Annotated in this window: 17 protein-coding genes; 12 read left to right on the forward strand and 5 right to left on the reverse strand. The window is 70.6% G+C overall.

Annotated features, from left to right (window positions below; genetic code table 11):
• Positions 1-171: 171 nt before the first annotated feature.
• Genes HUA78_RS24035 through HUA78_RS24045 form a run of 3 tightly spaced genes read left to right on the forward strand, consistent with a single transcriptional unit; the run spans position 172 to position 2,084 of the window.
• Positions 172-657 carry an RNA polymerase sigma factor gene (locus tag HUA78_RS24035; protein ID WP_174477243.1) on the forward strand — a complete coding sequence of 162 codons (486 nt, stop codon included), beginning with the start codon at positions 172-174 and terminating at the stop codon, positions 655-657.
• Positions 654-1,463, forward strand: coding sequence for an ActD-like protein (locus HUA78_RS24040; protein WP_174477244.1), 810 nt, complete (start codon positions 654-656; stop codon positions 1,461-1,463). Before HUA78_RS24035 ends, HUA78_RS24040 begins: the two co-directional genes overlap by 4 nt.
• Before the next feature lie 6 nt (positions 1,464-1,469).
• A complete protein-coding gene (locus HUA78_RS24045) occupies positions 1,470-2,084 on the forward strand; it encodes a peptidase (RefSeq protein ID WP_174477245.1) in 615 nt (204 codons plus the stop codon).
• A 7-nt stretch (positions 2,085-2,091) separates the two neighbouring features.
• On the opposite strand, the gene HUA78_RS24050 is transcribed toward HUA78_RS24045, so the two are convergent.
• On the reverse strand, positions 2,092-2,595 hold the full coding sequence (locus tag HUA78_RS24050; protein ID WP_174477246.1) for a DUF6748 domain-containing protein: 504 nt from the start codon (positions 2,593-2,595) through the stop codon (positions 2,092-2,094).
• A gap of 266 nt (positions 2,596-2,861) precedes the next feature.
• Between HUA78_RS24050 and dnaN the strand changes: the two genes are divergently transcribed.
• Both dnaN and HUA78_RS24060 read left to right on the forward strand, forming a co-directional pair.
• Positions 2,862-3,968 (forward strand): DNA polymerase III subunit beta, encoded by a 1,107-nt coding sequence (gene dnaN, locus HUA78_RS24055; protein ID WP_174477247.1) that lies wholly within the window; start codon positions 2,862-2,864, stop codon positions 3,966-3,968.
• A 263-nt stretch (positions 3,969-4,231) separates the two neighbouring features.
• Positions 4,232-5,449, forward strand: coding sequence for a hypothetical protein (locus HUA78_RS24060; protein ID WP_174477248.1), 1,218 nt, complete (start codon positions 4,232-4,234; stop codon positions 5,447-5,449).
• A 24-nt stretch (positions 5,450-5,473) separates the two neighbouring features.
• Here HUA78_RS24060 and HUA78_RS24065 read toward each other — a convergent pair whose 3' ends face one another.
• On the reverse strand, positions 5,474-6,736 hold the full coding sequence (locus HUA78_RS24065; protein WP_174477249.1) for a DUF1990 family protein: 1,263 nt from the start codon (positions 6,734-6,736) through the stop codon (positions 5,474-5,476).
• Positions 6,729-7,427 carry a DUF1990 family protein gene (locus tag HUA78_RS24070; protein ID WP_254613987.1) on the reverse strand — a complete coding sequence of 233 codons (699 nt, stop codon included), beginning with the start codon at positions 7,425-7,427 and terminating at the stop codon, positions 6,729-6,731. Before HUA78_RS24070 ends, HUA78_RS24065 begins: the two co-directional genes overlap by 8 nt.
• Positions 7,428-7,493: 66 nt before the next feature.
• On the opposite strand from HUA78_RS24070, the gene HUA78_RS24075 reads away from it, so the two are divergent.
• Entirely contained in the window at positions 7,494-7,784 is a 291-nt protein-coding gene (locus HUA78_RS24075) for a hypothetical protein (protein WP_141642040.1), read from the forward strand.
• Between the two features lie 21 nt (positions 7,785-7,805).
• Here HUA78_RS24075 and HUA78_RS24080 read toward each other — a convergent pair whose 3' ends face one another.
• Entirely contained in the window at positions 7,806-8,918 is a 1,113-nt protein-coding gene (locus HUA78_RS24080; protein WP_174477250.1) for a DNA alkylation repair protein, read from the reverse strand.
• 177 nt (positions 8,919-9,095) lie between these two features.
• On the opposite strand from HUA78_RS24080, the gene HUA78_RS24085 reads away from it, so the two are divergent.
• Both HUA78_RS24085 and HUA78_RS24090 read left to right on the forward strand, forming a co-directional pair.
• Complete coding sequence (locus HUA78_RS24085) at positions 9,096-11,066, forward strand: ATP-binding protein (RefSeq protein ID WP_371745650.1); 1,971 nt, start codon at positions 9,096-9,098, stop codon at positions 11,064-11,066.
• Between the two features lie 61 nt (positions 11,067-11,127).
• Complete coding sequence (locus tag HUA78_RS24090) at positions 11,128-12,270, forward strand: DNA replication/repair protein RecF (protein ID WP_174459020.1); 1,143 nt, start codon at positions 11,128-11,130, stop codon at positions 12,268-12,270.
• 1 nt (position 12,271) lies between these two features.
• Here HUA78_RS24090 and HUA78_RS24095 read toward each other — a convergent pair whose 3' ends face one another.
• Positions 12,272-12,670 carry a hypothetical protein gene (locus HUA78_RS24095; RefSeq protein WP_174459021.1) on the reverse strand — a complete coding sequence of 133 codons (399 nt, stop codon included), beginning with the start codon at positions 12,668-12,670 and terminating at the stop codon, positions 12,272-12,274.
• 395 nt (positions 12,671-13,065) lie between these two features.
• Here HUA78_RS24095 and HUA78_RS24100 point away from each other — a divergent pair, with 395 nt between their 5' ends.
• From HUA78_RS24100 to HUA78_RS24115, 4 genes are read left to right on the forward strand one after another with little or no spacing between them, the layout of a single operon-like run.
• Positions 13,066-13,566, forward strand: coding sequence for a hypothetical protein (locus HUA78_RS24100; RefSeq protein WP_141642044.1), 501 nt, complete (start codon positions 13,066-13,068; stop codon positions 13,564-13,566).
• Positions 13,563-14,375, forward strand: a complete 813-nt coding sequence (locus tag HUA78_RS24105; RefSeq protein ID WP_174477251.1) for an ABC transporter permease — start codon at positions 13,563-13,565, stop codon at positions 14,373-14,375. The genes HUA78_RS24100 and HUA78_RS24105 overlap by 4 nt, the downstream gene beginning before the upstream one ends.
• A gap of 6 nt (positions 14,376-14,381) precedes the next feature.
• Positions 14,382-15,203, forward strand: a complete 822-nt coding sequence (locus HUA78_RS24110) for an ABC transporter ATP-binding protein (RefSeq protein WP_141642046.1) — start codon at positions 14,382-14,384, stop codon at positions 15,201-15,203.
• Positions 15,200-16,429, forward strand: a complete 1,230-nt coding sequence (locus HUA78_RS24115; RefSeq protein ID WP_174459022.1) for an MlaD family protein — start codon at positions 15,200-15,202, stop codon at positions 16,427-16,429. Before HUA78_RS24110 ends, HUA78_RS24115 begins: the two co-directional genes overlap by 4 nt.
• The last annotated feature ends 87 nt before the right edge of the window (positions 16,430-16,516 follow it).

Genomic DNA, 16,516 nt, shown 5'->3' on the forward strand with positions numbered 1-16,516 from the left:
CGCGGCCGTGCGGTTGCCGCCCCGGCGGCCCTGTAGATTTTGCAGACGGCGCCGGCGGATGGGTTTTGCCTCCTGGGTGAATCGGGGTAGGGACGAATTCGCGAGGAGGCCGGTGACAGTTTCGCGAGGCACCGGTGTTCCCTTCACCGAAACGAGGGAGGCGCGACTCCGGTGTCAATCGATGTGGAGGCCTATTACCGCCGCTACGGCCCCCAGGTGCTCCGGCGCTGCCGCTTCCTCCTGCGTGACGAGGAGAAGGCCGTGGACGCCATGCACGATGTGTTCGTGCAGCTGCTGCGCTACCAGGGAGCGTTGAAGGACGCCGCTCCGTCCAGCCTGCTGCACCGCATCTCCACCACCGTGTGCCTCAACCGGCTGCGCGGGGCGAAGCGCAGGCCCGAGGACCGGGAGGATGAGCTGGTGTTGCAGATCGCCTCCGCGGACGACATCGAGTCGCGCGCCAGTGCCCGAGGCATGTTGGACAAACTCTTCGGCCGCGTGCCGGCGTCCAGCAGGGACATCGCCGTGCTGCACCTGGTGGATGGGATGACGCTGGAGGAGACGGCCGCCGAGGTGGGCCTGTCCGTGTCGGGCGTGCGCAAGCGCCTGCGCGCGCTGACGTCGGTGCTGCACGAGCTGGAGCTGGAGGCCGCATGAATTCCCCCTCACGCATTCCGGAGTGGCTGCTGGAGCGAATCGCGCTGGGCGAGCTGCCGCCCGAGGAGCTCGCCGCCGCGCGCGCCCGGCTGGAGCAGGAGCCCGGGGGCCCGGAGCGGCTCGCCGCGCTGGAGGCCGACTCGCGCGTCACCCTGGAGCGGCTGTCGCCCGAGCGCGTGGCCCGCGAGGTGGACACCCGCTTTCGCCGCGGCGCTCCCGCGCGCGAAGCTCCGGCTCGTTCCCCGTGGCTGACGTCGGCCATGGGCCTGGTGCCGGTGCTCGCGGCGCTCGCGCTCTTCGTCGTCGTGCAGCCCGAGTCCGGCCCACCGACGGAGGCGCCGACGACGGGGGCGCTCGCGGGCCTGGAGCCGGAGCCCACGCGCTCCAAGGGACTGACGCCCCGGCTGGAGGTCCACCGCCAGCGTGCCCAGGCGGACGAGCTGCTCGCCGAGGGCGCCTCGGCCCTCGCGGGCGACGTGGTGCAACTGGCGTACGTGGCGGCGGGACAGACCCACGGCGTCATCCTCTCCGTGGACGGACGCGGCTCGGTGACGCTGCACGCGCCGGAGCACGGGGCCCAGGCCGCGACGCTTGTGCCCTCCGGCACCCAGCGGCTCGCCGGGGCCTACGAGCTGGATGACGCACCGCGCTTCGAGCGCTTCTTCCTGGTGACGTCGGGCCAGCCCTTCGACGTGGCGCCGGTGCTGGAGGCGGCCCGGACGCTGGCGGCGTCCCCCGACGCGCACACCGCGTCCCTCTTATTGCCCGAGGGCTTGACGCAGGTGTCCTTCACGCTTCAAAAGTAAGGGGTGATGAAACCCTGCGCCCTTCTCGCACTGTGGCTGTGGGCGGGGGCGGCGGCCGCGGAAGTCGGCGCGGCACGCCCCCTCGCGCTGGTGGAGGGTGAAGGTGCGTTCGCCCAGAGCGCGTCGGAGCCGGGGCTGACGCCGGGCCGCCGGGGGCTGCGCAGGGGCAACGTCCACATGGAGCTGTGGGCCAGCGACATCCAGCTCGCCAACCTCGCGGTGAAGGTGGGCGGAGGGCCCGTCTACCTGACACTGCTCGCTGGCATCGAGCCGGGCAGCCGCAACGAGGCCCGCTTCAGCTTCGGCCTGGGTGTGGGCGGCCACGTGGTGATGTCGCACCGCTTCTGGCTGGACCTGGACGTGACGGGCGGCGCGGTGCAGCCGGTGCAGAAGCCGCTGGAGGGCGACGGCGGCAACGTGCTGGGCCAGGCCCGGGTGATGCTGGGGGTCCAGGTGCTGCCTCGCCTGGCCGTGTTCGTCGGCCCCACCTACAACCTGTGGTTCGTGTGGGGACAGCCCGACTTCGCGTCGGTGACGCGCATGTCGGTGAGCCAGAGCCAGCCGAAGGCGGACCAGCGCATCCAGCACTGGCCCGGACTCCAGCTCGGCCTGCACTTCTGAGCGGCGCCTACTCCAGCTTGCTGGCGCGCAGCACGGTGGCGTCGCCCGCGGGGCCCGCCTTGGGCCGCGTCTCCAGCGAGCCGCGAAGCTTGAGGCCGCCCGCCGTCGTGCGCTGCATCAGCGACTCCATCTGCTGCTCGTTGCCCCCCGTCACCGCCGTCAGGTCCAGCTCGTGGATGGGAATCGCGTCCATGTCCGGCTTGTCCGCCAGGACGGCGTTGTAGGTGGGGCAGGGCGGGGCGATGCAGCGGATGCCGCTGTCCTTGACGATGTAGACGGCGCTCTCACCCGCCTTGGCCTCGCCACCGTTGCCCGGGGTGGGCGGAGGCGCGACGGGGGTGCCGCTCTGGTCTCCACTGGGGGCGGCGGCCGTCTCCGTGGAGGGCTGCCGGGAGTCGCCGCTCGGCGTGCCGGGCTCATTCGAGGGCGTCGAAGAGGAGGCGGACGGCTTGCTACAGCCGGCGGCGAAGCCCAGCGCGAGTGCGGCGAGCAATAGCGGGCGGACGTTCATGGGAAGCTCCGGAAGGCGAGTAGACAGGGAGTGTCCATCGCCCACGCGGCAAGGGCCAGTCCCCTGTCTGGCCGGCTGACCGCCAGTCAGTTGAACTGGGGGTGACTGAATGCCCGTGCAGCGCGACTGGGAGTCTCATGAGGGGAGTTGAAGTCCTGTCGGGAGCGAAGACGAGGGCTCGCGCGTCGTTGACGCTCCCTATGCCACGGGCTACATCGGCCCCCTGATCGGCTCCTCGGGGCCGAGACCTTTAAGGACGCCCTCCGATGGAATTCCGCATCGCCGCCGACGAGCTGAAGAAGGCCCTCTACCGCGCTCAGGGCATCGTGGAGCGCAAGACGACGATGCCCATCCTCGCGAACGTGCTCGTCAACGCGACGAAGGGGGGCATCACCGTCACCGCCTTCGACCTGGACATCGGCATCGTCTCCGAGCACCCCGCCGAGGTCATCAAGCCGGGCGCCGTCACGCTCAGCGCCAAGTACGTCTTCGACATCGTCCAGAACCTGCCCGACGCGCAGGTGACGCTGAAGAAGCTGGCCAACAACTACGTGGACATCTCCAGCGGCTCGGCCCACTTCAAGATTGTCGGCATGGCCGCCGAGGAGTACCCGAAGCTGCCCAAGGAGGAGAGCGCTCCGCTGGTGCAGGTGGGTGGCAACACCCTGCTGGAGATGATCAAGAAGACCCAGTTCGCCATCTCCAGCGACGAGACGCGCTACATCCTGAACGGCGTCTTCTTCGAGCCGCAGCCCTCCGGCAAGGTCCGCATGGTGGCCACGGACGGCCACCGGCTGTCGCTCATCGAGCGCGAGCTGACGGGTGACTTCAAGCTCAAGAGCGGCGTCATCATCCCGCGCAAGGGTCTGATGGAGCTCAAGCGCCTGTTGGACGAGGCTCCGGATGCGGAGTGCCACCTGGGCTTCGCGGAGAACTCCGCGCTGTTCAAGAAGCCCGGCCTCACCATGGTGATGCGGCTCATCGACGGGCAGTTCCCCGAGTACCAGCGCGTCATCCCCAAGGAGGGCGAGAAGGTCGTCCTCGTCCCCAAGGTGCGCTTCCTCGAGGGGCTCAAGCGCATCGCGCTGTTGTCCGCGGACAAGAGCAACGCGGTGCGCATTGGCCTGGAGGAGAACAAGTTGGTCATCACCGCGAGCAACCCGGACCTGGGTGAAGCGCGCGACGTGGTGGAGCTGGCGTACCGGGGCAGTGACATCACCGTGGGCTTCAACGCGCGCTACCTCACGGACGTGCTCGCCGTCACGGACACGGACGAGGTGAGCTTCGAGCTGGGTGACGAGCACAGCCCCGGCGTGCTGCACGCGCCCGGTGACCGCACGTTCACCGCGGTCGTCATGCCCATGCGCGTCTGAGTCGCTTCACGGCCGGGAGCCCCGCGCTCCCCAAGTCGCCCCGCGCCCATGCGAGTCCGCGCCGAGTCCTGGCCGGGTCGCATGGGCTTCTTGTTGCCCACCGCATGGGCGCCAGCGGAATGCCGCCTGGTGGACGGGAGGGGTGACGTCGGAGCGGGGCGCCTGTCGGGTGGAACAGTCATGGGCGACCCATCGTTCACTCTCGCGAAGGGGCGTGGGTCCGGGGGCCTGCCGGAAGCCGGGTCCGCTTTTATAGTGAGGCCGTGGCCACGCACCCGGACAACCTGCGCGCACGACTCGAGGACCGCGCGGACCTCCTGGAGGCCACGCGCCTGCGCTACCGGGCCCTGCGGGGGATGCTGGAGGCCTTCTTCTGGAAGGACCGCGTCCGCGCCCACTTCGAGCTGCTGCGCGAGGTGGCGCAGGTGCAGCCGGAGGTGGATGCCACGCTCGCCGCGCTGAAGCGTCGCGCCGCCGCCGAGGCGTGGCCCCGCGACGCCGCGCCCATGAAGCTGATGGTGGAGGTGGAGCGCCTGCGGGCAGCCGTCCAGCACGCGGCCCTGCGCAGACTGCCGGAGGCGGAGCGCTCGGTGACGCTGGGCGAGGCGCTGCTGCGGCTGGAGGAGGTCGTGCTGGAGGCGGGGCCGCTTCTGGGCGGGCGCACCTGGGCACGCGCCGTGGAGCTGTTGCCCCGCAACCTCCCGGAGCTGCGCGCCGCGTGCGCCGCCGCCGAGGTGTGTGAGCGCGTCTTCAAGCGCCCCACGTTCCAAGGGGTGCTGCCCTTCAACGAGGCGGAGGCCGATGAGCTGCGCCGCGCCCTGCCGCTCGCCGAGTCGGCGCTGGCTGCGCTGTGGCAGCGCCTGGAGCACTTCGACACCAGCGGGCGGGTGAAGGACTTCCTCGCGCGCCGGGCTTCCCGCGTGCCGATGCACGTGCCGCGAAGTGGACCGGAGCTGGTGCTGCACGCGGCCTTCTGGCACGGCGTGGCGCGGGCGCGGCTGCGCGCGCTGCTGGACGACCGGCTGGCCCCCGTCGTCCCGCTCGAGCAGGAGGTCCCGGCGCTGCTGCCGTGGCTGGCCGCGCGCGAGGGCGCCTCTTCGAGCGGACGGGGTGAGGCGAGGCTCGCCGCGGGCGAGGTCTTCGACGAAGGACGCGCGGGCCTGTTCGAGCTGGCCGCCGAGCTGGCCTCCCTGTCGCGCGAGCGTCCCACCGGGGCCTGGAGCGAGGAGTCCGCGTGGGCCCGGTTGTGGAGCGCGGCGCAGCGGGCCCGCGACGAGGGCGGCACGGACGTGGAGCATCTGCGCGACGCCCTGCGCCTGTTCATCATCCTGCACGGTCAGGCCCAGACGCCGGCCCGGCTGTTCTCACCCTCGCGCGCGCGGCCGCGTGCTTCCGAGGACGGGGGGCCGGACATGACGCACGTCAAGGACCTGCCCGCGCTGGTCCAGGCCGCGAGGAACGCGGCCTCCCGCCCGGGTTGAGCGGGAGGCGAGCGACGTCCCTCTTCAGCCCATCGCGGGCGTGTCGTCCACGAGGGGCATCAACCGCGAGGCGAGCGCCGCCAGCAGCGCATCCTCCGCGAAGGCCGCCGCCAGGGCGGGGATGTGCAGCTTCCCCGTGGCCAGCTTCCTCAGCGAGTAGAAGGCCCAGGAGGACGCCACGGCGGCCAGCCCCCCCAGCGCCGCCGCGAGGACGACGCGTCTTCGTGTCTGGCCCGCCACCGACGAGGCCGCGGCCACCGTGCCCATGAAGATGCGCCCCGTCAGGGGGACCAGCTTCAGGCGCGAGGGCGTCTTCGGCAGCTTGTCCGCCACCAGCTCGCCCAGCGCGAGCACCTCCAGCACCCGGGGCACCCAGGGCTTCGACAGGGCGACGGACAGCGGGTCCGTCCTCGCGTCTGGAGACTGGGCCAGCCGGCGACTCACCAGCGTGGGCGCACTCAGACTTCGCATGCCCGCGAGCACTCCCAGCCCCACGGGGGTCAACCAATGTCCTCGTTCCACGGCTTCCACCTCCTCTTCCACGTGTGACTTCAGTCGCCCCGGCACGCGCTGCGCGAAGAAGCGCACCGGGCCCAGCTCTTCCAGCTCGTGCCCGGAGTGGTCCACCTTGCCGTGGTGCGCGGGCAGGCCCGTGAACTCCGGGTGGTGCCACGTCAACTCGCGCAGGCGCGCATGCGTCAGCCGGTGCCAGGCGCGTTGGTAGCGCGCGCCCACGAGCGCGAAGCCCAGGCGGCTCCACGCGTTGGGGAACTTCCCGGGCCGCCAGCTCGCCTCGATTTCGAAGCGCACCTCGCCGGTGTCGTGGTGCTTGCGCAAGAGGAACCACTCGCGCCCTTCCTCGAGGTGGCCCTCCAGCGTCTCGAAGCTGAAGCCATACACGCTGCACGTCTCGCCAGACTCCAGCCGCGTGTCACCCACGCGCACCGCGCACAGGAAGCGCAGCCGCTCGGCCAGGGACTTCAGCTCCAGCAGCACCGTGCGCCCATGCGGCGGCGTGTCGGAGGAGAAGTGCCAGCGGACGATGCGAGGGTCGGAGAAGTCGAAGGTCTCCAGCACGCTCCGGGCGCGCTCGAACAGCCCCGTGGGAGACGGCGGGCCCGGCTGCTCGCGGCCCAGCGTGGACACCGAGTGCACCTGGTTCCAGCCCGCCTCCAGCGTCATCTCCCCCGACGCGGCCGTGAAGTTGCGCGTCAGCGCTCGCGCCTGCTCCAGCAGGGGGGCCAACTCGTCGTCCGTCCAGCCGGAGAACCAGCGCCACTCAATCATCGGCGTCGTCTCCTCGCGCGAGGAACGTGGGCCCCGACATCACATCGCCACCCTCCGGCTCCTCGCCCAACTCCCGGGTGTCCGCGTGGATGCCACCCACCACGCCCTCGCCCGCGGAGAGGGCCACGCGCAGGACGAACTCCGTCCAGGTGTTGGTCTGCATCGCCTCGCCCGCGGTGACGAAGCCCCAGTGGTGCATGTGCGAGCCGGAGCGCGCGCGGCTGCGGATGTGGAAGAGCACGTCCCCGTACTCGTTGCGGTACGCGCCGAAGGTGATGCGCCCCGCCTCCGGGTGGCCCGGCAGCGTGGCGAGCGTCAGGCTCTGACGGTCCTTGTGGATGACGCGCACGCCGAACGTCCCCGCGCCGTGGATGCGCACCGTGAGCAGCTCTCCCGGCTCCAGCGGCTGGTCCTCGCGGGACGGGGACTCGCGCTCGAACACACACAGCTCCTCCGGCGCGAACTCGGAGAACCTCCGCGCCACCCAGTCCAGGAGGTCGGCGGGCCGGTGGCGACAGTGCCGGATGAGGGCCCAGTAATCGCGTTGCAACAGGGGGCCCGCGCCCGCCTCGGGGAGCTGGAGTCCTCCCGCTTCGCCGCCCGCCGTGTCCGGTGTCGTGTGGTGGTTCACCCTCTCGCCCTTCGCGTGGTCCGGTCCCACCATGATGGGGACCGCGACGCCGGGAGGCATGGGGCTTTCCCGTGAGTGCGGGAGGGCGTCCGGCCGACCTGTCCGGCCGCTCGGGGAGCAAGCGCGATGAGCCTGGACGTCAACCCCGCGAGCGCCGAGTCGAAGCGCGAGTACGAGCTGCCCCCCGTGTTACGGGCGGAACACGCGGACAGCTCGTTCACCCGCTTGCTGGAGCAGCAGGCGGCCAAGATTCCCTCTCACATGTTCCTCTTCGCCAGCCTGTGCTCGATGGGCGTGTCGCTGAGCCTGGAGCTGATGGGCCGCACCCAGCCCGCCCGCTTCATCGGCTCATGGGTGTCGCCGCTCCTGGTGATGGGCGTCTACAACAAGCTGGTGAAGCTGCTCGGGCCTCGCTGAAGGAAGGACGCGCCCCTTGAGTCACTCCACCACTTCCACCTCGCCCAGCGGCAGGTCCACGCCATTCACCCGCGCCTCGAAGCGGTGCGGGCCCGGGTAGTGGCGGCGCGTGGTGAGCTGCGCCAGGGACACGCGCTTGCCCAGCGTCTCCTCCTGTCCGGGCGACAGCGTCAGCGCGCGCACCTTGAAGACCTTGGGCTTGGGCGCCTCGCCGCGCGCCTTGAAGAAGTGCACCGCCAGGTCCACCACGAGCGACTGGGTGCGCTTGGAGCGATTGGCCACCACGAAGCGCACGTCCACCGCGCCGCCCAGCTTCGCGCGACGGGGCAGCTCCGTGGCGCGGGCCTCGATGCCGGTGGGCTTGCCCGCGCCCAGCACCTCCAGGGCGGCGGGCTCTCCCCGTTTGACGGCGGAGCGCAGCGCGTGACGCACCAGCCACTCCCGCTCCGGTGAGGCGTCCTTCAGCCACGCCTTCGCCACCTTCACCAGCACGTCGGGGTGGTCCTTGCCGATGTCGTTGAGGTTGTTGGCCACCGAGCGGCGCACGTACAGGTCCACGTCGTCCTTGAGCAACTCCAACAGCTCCAGCACCGGACGCGGGTCCTGCTGGAAGGCGCGCAGGCGGGAGGCCCACGGCAGGCGCGGACGCGTGCCCTCCGAGACGAGCCTTCGCACATGGACGCTCTCGTCCTTCGTCCACTCGCGCAGCCGCTTCAGCGTCTTCTCCGGATGCCGCTCCAGGAAGGGGCGGATGGAGAACTCCGCCGTGAAGCGCTGGGTGAGCGCGTGCTGCGCCCGCATGGACTCCTCGAAGTGTTCCAGGCCGTGCTCGGACACGAACATCGTGTGGGGGAGGTAGAAGAAGACCTCCATGCCCCCCACCCGGTCCGTCTCCCGGAGCGGGCCGAGCGAGCGCACCACCACCTCCACCGCCTTCGTGTAGTCGCGAGGGAGCGCGCGGTGCATGGCCTGGGAGATGTGCCGCGCGCGGCCGATGAGCTCGTGTCCGTCCAGACCCAGGCGGGCCTCGCGCAGGAAGGTGTCGAGCGGGAAGGTCGGGTGCGCGCGGTGCAGCGTGGTGCCCAGTCGCTCCACCAGCCGGGCATCGAAGAAGGTCTTGAGGGGCTCCGCCATGGGGCCGGACCAAAGCCTGTCGCGAGGGGGCCCACAAGGCATGTCCTACCTTTCCGCGCTGCCAGTAATGCCTGTCTTCTGCTAGTCGTGCGGGTTGTGGCGACACGCAAGGGCCAGGGCCCTCGGGGCGGGAAACCAAGCGCGAAAGGAAGCCAGGGTTCCGGCGCGGCTCGGAGCGTGCGCGCGTCGCCGGAAGCGCTCGCGTTGCGCGAGCAGCTGGCCTCGGTGACGGACCCGTTGGTGTTGCTGGAGGGGTTGTTCCTCCACTCGCCGGTGCCGTACGCCATCTTCGACGCGCAAGGCCACTGCCGGCTGCACAACCCGGCCTATGCGGCGATGTTCGGCTCGGTGCCGCCGCCCGAGTACAGCCTCTTCCGCGACGAGCTGGTCGCGAAGCTGGGGCTCGACGTGCTGCTGCGCCGGGCCTTCGCGGGCGAGACGGTCCAGACGCCGGTCATCTGGTACGACGTGAAGGAGCTGCGGCACGTCGACGTGAAAGAGGCGCACCGCATCGCCATCGCCTGCACCTGCTTCCCGCTCGCGTCCTCCGGGGGCGAGGTGAGCCACATCGCCCTGGCCTACAAGGACGTGACGGCGGAGCTGGCCGCGCGCGAGGCGGAGCAGTTGGAGCGACGGCGGCTCTATCAACTGCTCACGCAGGCGCCGGTGGCCATCAACCTCTTGCGCGGCCCGGATTTGCGCTTCGAGTTCGCCAACCCGCTGCTCCAGACGTTGATGGGTGGGCGCGAGCTGGTGGGGCGCACGTTGCTGGAGGCGATTCCGGACATCGCTCCGGAGCTGGTGAGCCTGTACCGGGGCGTGCTGGAGACGGGGGAGCGGGTGGTGGCCCACGAGTATCCGATGGTGCTCGACTACGCGGGGCGGGGCCAGGTGGAGACGCGGTACTGGAACCTCCTCTACGAGCCGCTGCGCGACGAGCGGGGCCGCGTGGATGGGCTGGTGACGTTCGCCTTCGAGGTGACGGAGCAGGTGCTCGCGCGTCAGGCGGTGGAGAGCCAGCACCGGTGGCTGGAGGCGGTGCTGGACTTGATGCCCATGCCGGTGGTGATGGCGGACCCCGGCACCGGAGACCTCACCTTCTCCAACGCGGCGGCGGACCGGCTGCATGGTGTGAGCATCCCCACGCGGGTGCCGGCCTCCGACTACGGCGAGCTGTTCCACATCACGGACCTGGCGGGCCAGCGGCTGCGGGCGGAGGAACTCCCCTCCGCTCGCGCGGCGCGGGGCGAGAAGCTGGAGGGCCTGGAGGTCGTCTGGCACACGCACGGCGGGGAGTTCGTGCTCAGCATCTCCTCGGAGATGTTGCCCGCGATGCACGGGCATCCGGCGGTGACGGTGCTGCCCTTCCTGGACATCACCCGCCTGAAGACGGTGGAGCAGCGGCTCCAGGACGCCATCCGCGTGCGCGACGAGTTCCTGTCGGTGGCGAGCCATGAGCTGAAGACGCCGCTGACGGTGCTGGGCCTGAGGCTGCAGGCCTTCGCGCGCGCGGCGCTGGCGGACCCGGGCTCCGCGTGGGCGCTGCGCCACGGCCGCGAGGTGCAGGGCATGTTGCGGCAGGTGATGCGGCTGGCGGACCTGGTGAACGGGCTGCTGGACGTGTCGCGCATCGGCACGGGGCGGCTGCGGTTGGAGTACGAGCAGGTGGACCTGCTCGCGCTCGTGCAGGAGGTGGTGGCGCGCTTCCAGCCGGAAGCGGAGCGGGCGGAGTGCGAGGTGGAGGTCTCCGGCGTGGAGTCCGCGCCGGGGCTGTGGGACCGGATGCGGTTGGAGCAGGTGGTCACCAACCTGGTGTCCAACGCGCTCAAGTACGGCGCGGGCAGGCCCGTGCGGGTGCTCGTGGAGCGGGACGAGGCGCGGGCCCGGCTGGTGGTGCGCGACGAGGGCATCGGCATCAGCGCGGAGGCCCAGGCGCGCATCTTCCACAAGTTCGAGCGCGCCGTGTCCGAGCGCAACTACGGTGGCCTGGGGCTGGGCCTGTATGTCGCGCGCACGCTCGTGGAGGCGATGGAGGGCGTCATCCGCGTGGACAGCCAGCCGGGCGAAGGGGCCACCTTCACCATGGAGCTGCCGCTGCGTCCCTCCGAGCCCGCCGTCGCCGTCGCCGCCAAGAGCCTGGCGTCCTGACGGACTCCCGCTCTAGATAACCTCCCCGCGACGCCACGGACGCGGGTATACGGTGGGGGCCGTGCGCCTCCTCGCACTCCACGTCCAAGACTTCCGCAATCTCGCGCAGGTGACGCTCACGCCCAGCGCCCATGCCACCATCGCCGTGGGGCAGAACGGGCAGGGCAAGACGAACCTGTTGGAGGGGCTCTACTTCCTCGCCACGCTCAAGCCGCTGCGCGCCGGGCGACTGTCGGAGCTGGTGCGCTGGGGCACGCAGACCGCGCGCGTGTCCGGCCGCTTCCTCCTCAAGGGGGCCGAGCGTGAAATCGCCGTGGAGGTGGGCGGCGGCACCCGGCAGGCCTTCGTGGACGGAAAGAAGGCGGCCAGCCTGGAGGAGTACTTCGGCGGCGTCTCCGTCGTGGCCTTCACCCCGGATGACCTGGAGGTGGTGAAGGGCGGGCCGGACTCACGGCGTGGCTTCCTGGACCGGGCGGTGTTCAACCGCTTCCCCGCCTACCTGCGGGAGAGCCGCGAGTACGCGCGCGCGCTGAAGAACCGCAACCGGCTCCTGCGCGAGGGCGGCGCGGTGGACCCGGCCTACCTGGACGCCTACGACGAGACGCTGGCGAAGGCGGGGGCCCGCATCTACGCGCGGCGACGGGCGCTGATGGCGGAGCTGTCGCCCCGCGCGCAGGCGACCTTCGCCTCGATTGGCCGCACGGCGGAGCCGGCCTCGTATGGCTATCACCCGGCGCACCTGGGCGGAGACTTCGCCACGGCGGATGAGGCCGCGCTGGCCCTGGCGCTGCGGGAGGCCCTGGGCGAGCGCCTGCGCCGCGATTTGGACCGGGGCTTCACGTCGGTGGGGCCCCACTCGGACGACGTGACGGTGACGCTGGGAGGGCGCAGCGCGCGGGCCTACGCGAGCCAGGGACAGCAGCGGGCGCTGGTGCTCGGCTGGAAGATCGCCGAAATCGAGAACCTGGAAACGAGCATGGGGTTCCTGCCGCTGCTCATGCTGGACGACGTGTCGAGCGAGCTGGACCCGGAGCGCAACGCCTACCTGATGGACTACCTGGCGAGGAGCGGCGCGCAGGTGTTCCTCTCCACCACGGACGGCTCACTGGTGCGCGGCGCGGCGGCGGCGGACACGCTGTGGCTCTCCGTGCACGCGGGACAGGTGACGACGCGGGACGCGGAGACGCCCCCCGCCGCCAGCTGACTCACGGCACCGGGCGACGCCGGTGCCAGGGCCAGTGCACGTTCATCCGCCGGGCGTGGTGTTGATGCCGTGGCGGCAGGTCCTCCTGGCGGACGTGCTCGAAGAAGGCGAAGCGGTACTCGGCCCAGAGCACCGCGAAGGCCACCGCGAACAGGAAGGTCCCCAGGGTGAGCCACCACACGGTGCCCGTGGCCAGGGCGATGGTGGCCACCGCCAGGAGTCCAAGGCTCAGGCCCAGGGAGATTTCCCTCAGCTTCTTCGACTCGCTGAAGGCCATGCCCATGGACACGAGCGACATCACCAGGAGGGCCACGGCCACGCCGTAGGCCGTGCGTGCGTACAGGCTCGCAATCGACAGCAGGAAGAGACCGAAGCCGAACACCGCGAGTCCGCCGTCCATGTGTCTCCTCCTCGCGCCGTGTCCTCTCCCTGAAGAGGGAGGAGGGGGACGGGCGGATGCCTCGCGGGGCTTCCGTGTCCCGGTGGGGTGCTGGAAGGAACATGCGAACCGAGGGGGCGCACGGGGACTCCCCGCGTGCGCGCGCCGGGTGAGATTGATTGTGGGCGGGGCGGACGGCCTGCCCCTTTCGATGCCGGGAATGCGGCGCCGGACGCGCGAGGCGGGGTGTATCGACCATGGGACCTGGAAGGTTCAGTGTCGAGCATCCACCGTCCAGGGGTGGAGGTAGGGCTGGGTAGTGGACGTTTTATCGTGCGGAATTTCTTGCGGCGCCGCCCCCGGTGTCGCATGACTCGCCCGCAGGGCCGGAAGTGCTGACCGCGAAGAACGGTGCCATGCCGAGGATGACGCTGCTGCTCGTGTTGCTCGCATCCCTCGGGGGCTGCCGCCGCGTGAGCTTCGAGGACTCCGTGCTGTCCAAGCCAGAGGTGCGCTACCGCGTGGGCGAGCTGCCCAAGCACTGGCGCCGTGTCTGGTTGGAGGACAATGACCTGGCCTTCGCGGAGACGGGCACGGGCCGCGCGCTCTCCGTCAACGCGACGTGCAAGGGGCATGATGACCCGCCGCTCCCGGTCCTCACGCGGCATTTGTTGATGGGCTTCACCGAGCGCCAGGAGGTGTCCCAGCACCTCATCGCCATGGATGGGCGGGAGGCGCTGCGCAGCCGCTTCCTGGCGAAGATGGATGGGGTTCCGGTGGAGCTGGAGCTGGTGGTGTTGAAGAAGGACAACTGCGTCTTCGACTTCTCCTACGTCGCGCCGCCCGGGCTGGCCGCGGAGCGGATGGCGGACTTCGACGCGCTCCTGGCGGGCTTCAAGTCGGAGCACTTCGGATGAGCCCCTCGGCGGAAGCGGAGGTGCCGGTGGCGCCGGTGCCGGAGCGCCCCGGGGTGGTGGAGCGCACGAAGCAGCGGCTGGAGTCGCTGGGCGCGATGACCCAGATGACGGGGCAGGTGCTCAGCCGCGCGGTGCGGCCGCCCTTCGACGGCGCCTCGTTCATCTTCCAGGTGGAGACGCTGGGGGTGCGCTCGCTGCCCATCGCGCTGCTCACGGCGACGTTCGCCGGGCTCGTCATCTCGTTGCAGTTTGGTTACTTCCTGGCGCGCTTCGGGGTGCAGTACACGGTGGGGCGCGTGGTCGTCCTCACGTTGTTCCGCGAACTGGCGCCGGTGTTGACGGCGCTCACGGTGGGCGCGCGCCTGGGCAGCGGCATGGCGGCGGAGCTGGGGGCGATGACGGTGACGGAGCAGGTGGACGCCATCCGCGCGCTGGGGGCGGACCCGCTGCGCAAGCTGGTGGTGCCGCGTGTGCTCGCGTGCCTGCTGGTGATGCCGGTGCTCACGGTGTTCGCGGACGTGGTGGGCCTGGTGGCGGGCGCGCTGGTGGTGAACGCGCAGTACGCCATCTCGTTGGACCTGTTCTTCCAGGGCGCGCTGGACGCGGTGTTCATGATGGACTTCCTGTCCGGCGTGTTCAAAGGCGCGGTGTTCGGCTTCATCATCGGGCTGGTGGGGTGCTTCAAGGGCCTGACGGTGGAGGGCGGCACGGAGGGCGTGGGGCGCGCGACGACGCAGACGGTGGCGATAACTTCCGTGGCGGTGTGTCTGGCGGACTTCTTCATCACCAAGGTGACGTTGTACCTGTGACGCGACATGCCCTTCGCCCACCGCAAGGAAGCGCCCACGTTCGAGTTCCACCGGCCCACGCCGGGTGAGCAGCTCATCCACTTCGAGCACCTCCAGAAGTCGTTCGGCGCCAAGCGCGTCTACGACGACCTGGAGCTGGACGTGCGGGCGGGGGAGACGCTGGTGGTGCTGGGGGGCTCGGGGACGGGCAAGAGCGTGCTGCTCAAGTGCCTCATCGGGCTGCAGCGGCCGGACGCGGGGCGCATCCTCTTCCAGGGGCGCGAGGTGACGGGCTTCTCGGAAGAGGAGTTCATCCCGGTGCGGCGGCACGTCGCGATGGTGTTCCAGGGCGCGGCCCTCTTCGACTCGCTGAGCGTGGGGGAGAACGTGGCGTATCCGCTGCGGGAGCACTTCCCGGAGATGCCGCTGGACGAGGTGCGGCAGCGGGTGGCTGAGAAGCTGGCGTTGGTGAACCTGCCGGGGACGGAGCGGCTGATGCCGTCGGACCTGTCGGGCGGCATGAAGAAGCGCGTGGGGTTGGCGCGAGCCATCGCCACGGACCCGGAGGTCATCCTCTGGGACGAGCCCACGACGGGGCTGGACCCCGTCACCACGCAGTCCATCAACTCGATGATCAACTCGATGAAGACCAAGCTCGGCAGCACGTCCATCGTCGTCACGCATGACCTGGTGAGTGCGTTCGCGGTGGGTGACCGGATGGCGATGCTGGCCAACCGGCGCATCGTCCAGGTGGGGACGCGAGACGAGTTCCGGCGCTCCACGGTGCCGGAGGTGCGGGCGTTCCTGGACGCGCGTCGTGTCGAGCTGGAGCCCGGAGGCGTGTCATGAGCCTGTTCACGTCCGCGGCGGGCGAGAAACGGCTGGCGTTGCGCGCGGGGTTGTTCGTGGCCATCGGCCTGGCGGTGGCGGGCGTGGTGGTGTTCTTCATCGGCCAGGAGTCGCGGCTGTTCCAGCGGCAGCACACCTACCGGACGTACTTCACCAACGTGCAGGGGTTGAGTGACCAGTCCCCGGTGTGGCTGGGGGGCCTGGAGGTGGGGAAGGTGACGGGCATCTACTTCTCCGAAAACCCGAACGACCCCAAGCTGGAGGTCCGGCTGCAGGTGGCGTCGAAGTACGGGGACCGCGTGAAGCAGGACTCGCTGGCGCAGCTGACGAGCATGGGCGTGCTGGGGGACAAGGCGGTGGACATCTCGCTGGGCAGTCCCACGTCGCCGCCGGTGGAGCCGGGTGGGGTGCTCTCGTCGTCCACGAGTGGAGACCTGACCAACCTGCTCAAGAGCGCCAGCGAGGTGATGGACAACTCGGTGGCCATCAGCAAGTCGTTGCTCAAGACGGTGGATGCGTATGGAGATCCCCAGCTCGCCAGGGACGTGCAGCGGAGCATGGCGTCCCTGCGGGGGGTGCTGGAGCAGGTGCAGAACGGGGACGGGATGCTGCATGCGCTCATCTACGACAAGGATGGGGGGCGCGAGGTGCGCAGGCTGATGGCGAGCGCGTCGAGCGCGGCGCAGCGGGTGGATGGAGCGGTGGGGCACGTGGAGGCGCTGTTGCGCGAGGTGCGCACGGGTGACGGCACGGCGCACGCGCTCATCTACGGGGACGAGGGCGCGATTGCGCTGCGGGAGCTGGGTGAGGCGGCGGGGCAGTTGGCGGGGCTGATTGAGGACGCGAAGAAGAGCCCGAACGGGGCGGTGCATCAGCTGGTGTATGGCGATGCGAGCGGGATGTTCGCGGACCTGGGCAGCGCGGCGGAGGACCTGAAGAAAATCACGGCGACGGTCGCGAAGGGCGAGGGCACGTTGGGTGGGCTCATCAGCGACCCCACGGTCTACGAGGACCTGCGCGAGGTGCTGGGCAACGTGAAGCGCAATCGCATCCTGCGGGCGCTGGTGCGCTTCTCGTTGGATAACAGGAAGGACCTGGAGCAGATGGGCAAGGTGCAGCGCGTGGAGCCCAAGGCCGAGGCGCCGAAGCCGGCCGAGCCCGCGCAGCCCGTGGCGGCGCCTCCGCCCGCGGATGCGGCTCCTGCCTCCGTGCCCGCGGCGGAGTGAGGTCGGGTCCGCTGAGCCGGGCCCCGAGTCCCTGGCAGGTCTGCCTGCGTCGTGCCGGGCGGTGGCTGGTTGCCACCTCGACTCCGT

Source organism: Myxococcus sp. CA033 (assembly GCF_013336625.1).
Classification (GTDB): domain Bacteria; phylum Myxococcota; class Myxococcia; order Myxococcales; family Myxococcaceae; genus Myxococcus; species Myxococcus llanfairpwllgwyngyllgogerychwyrndrobwllllantysiliogogogochensis.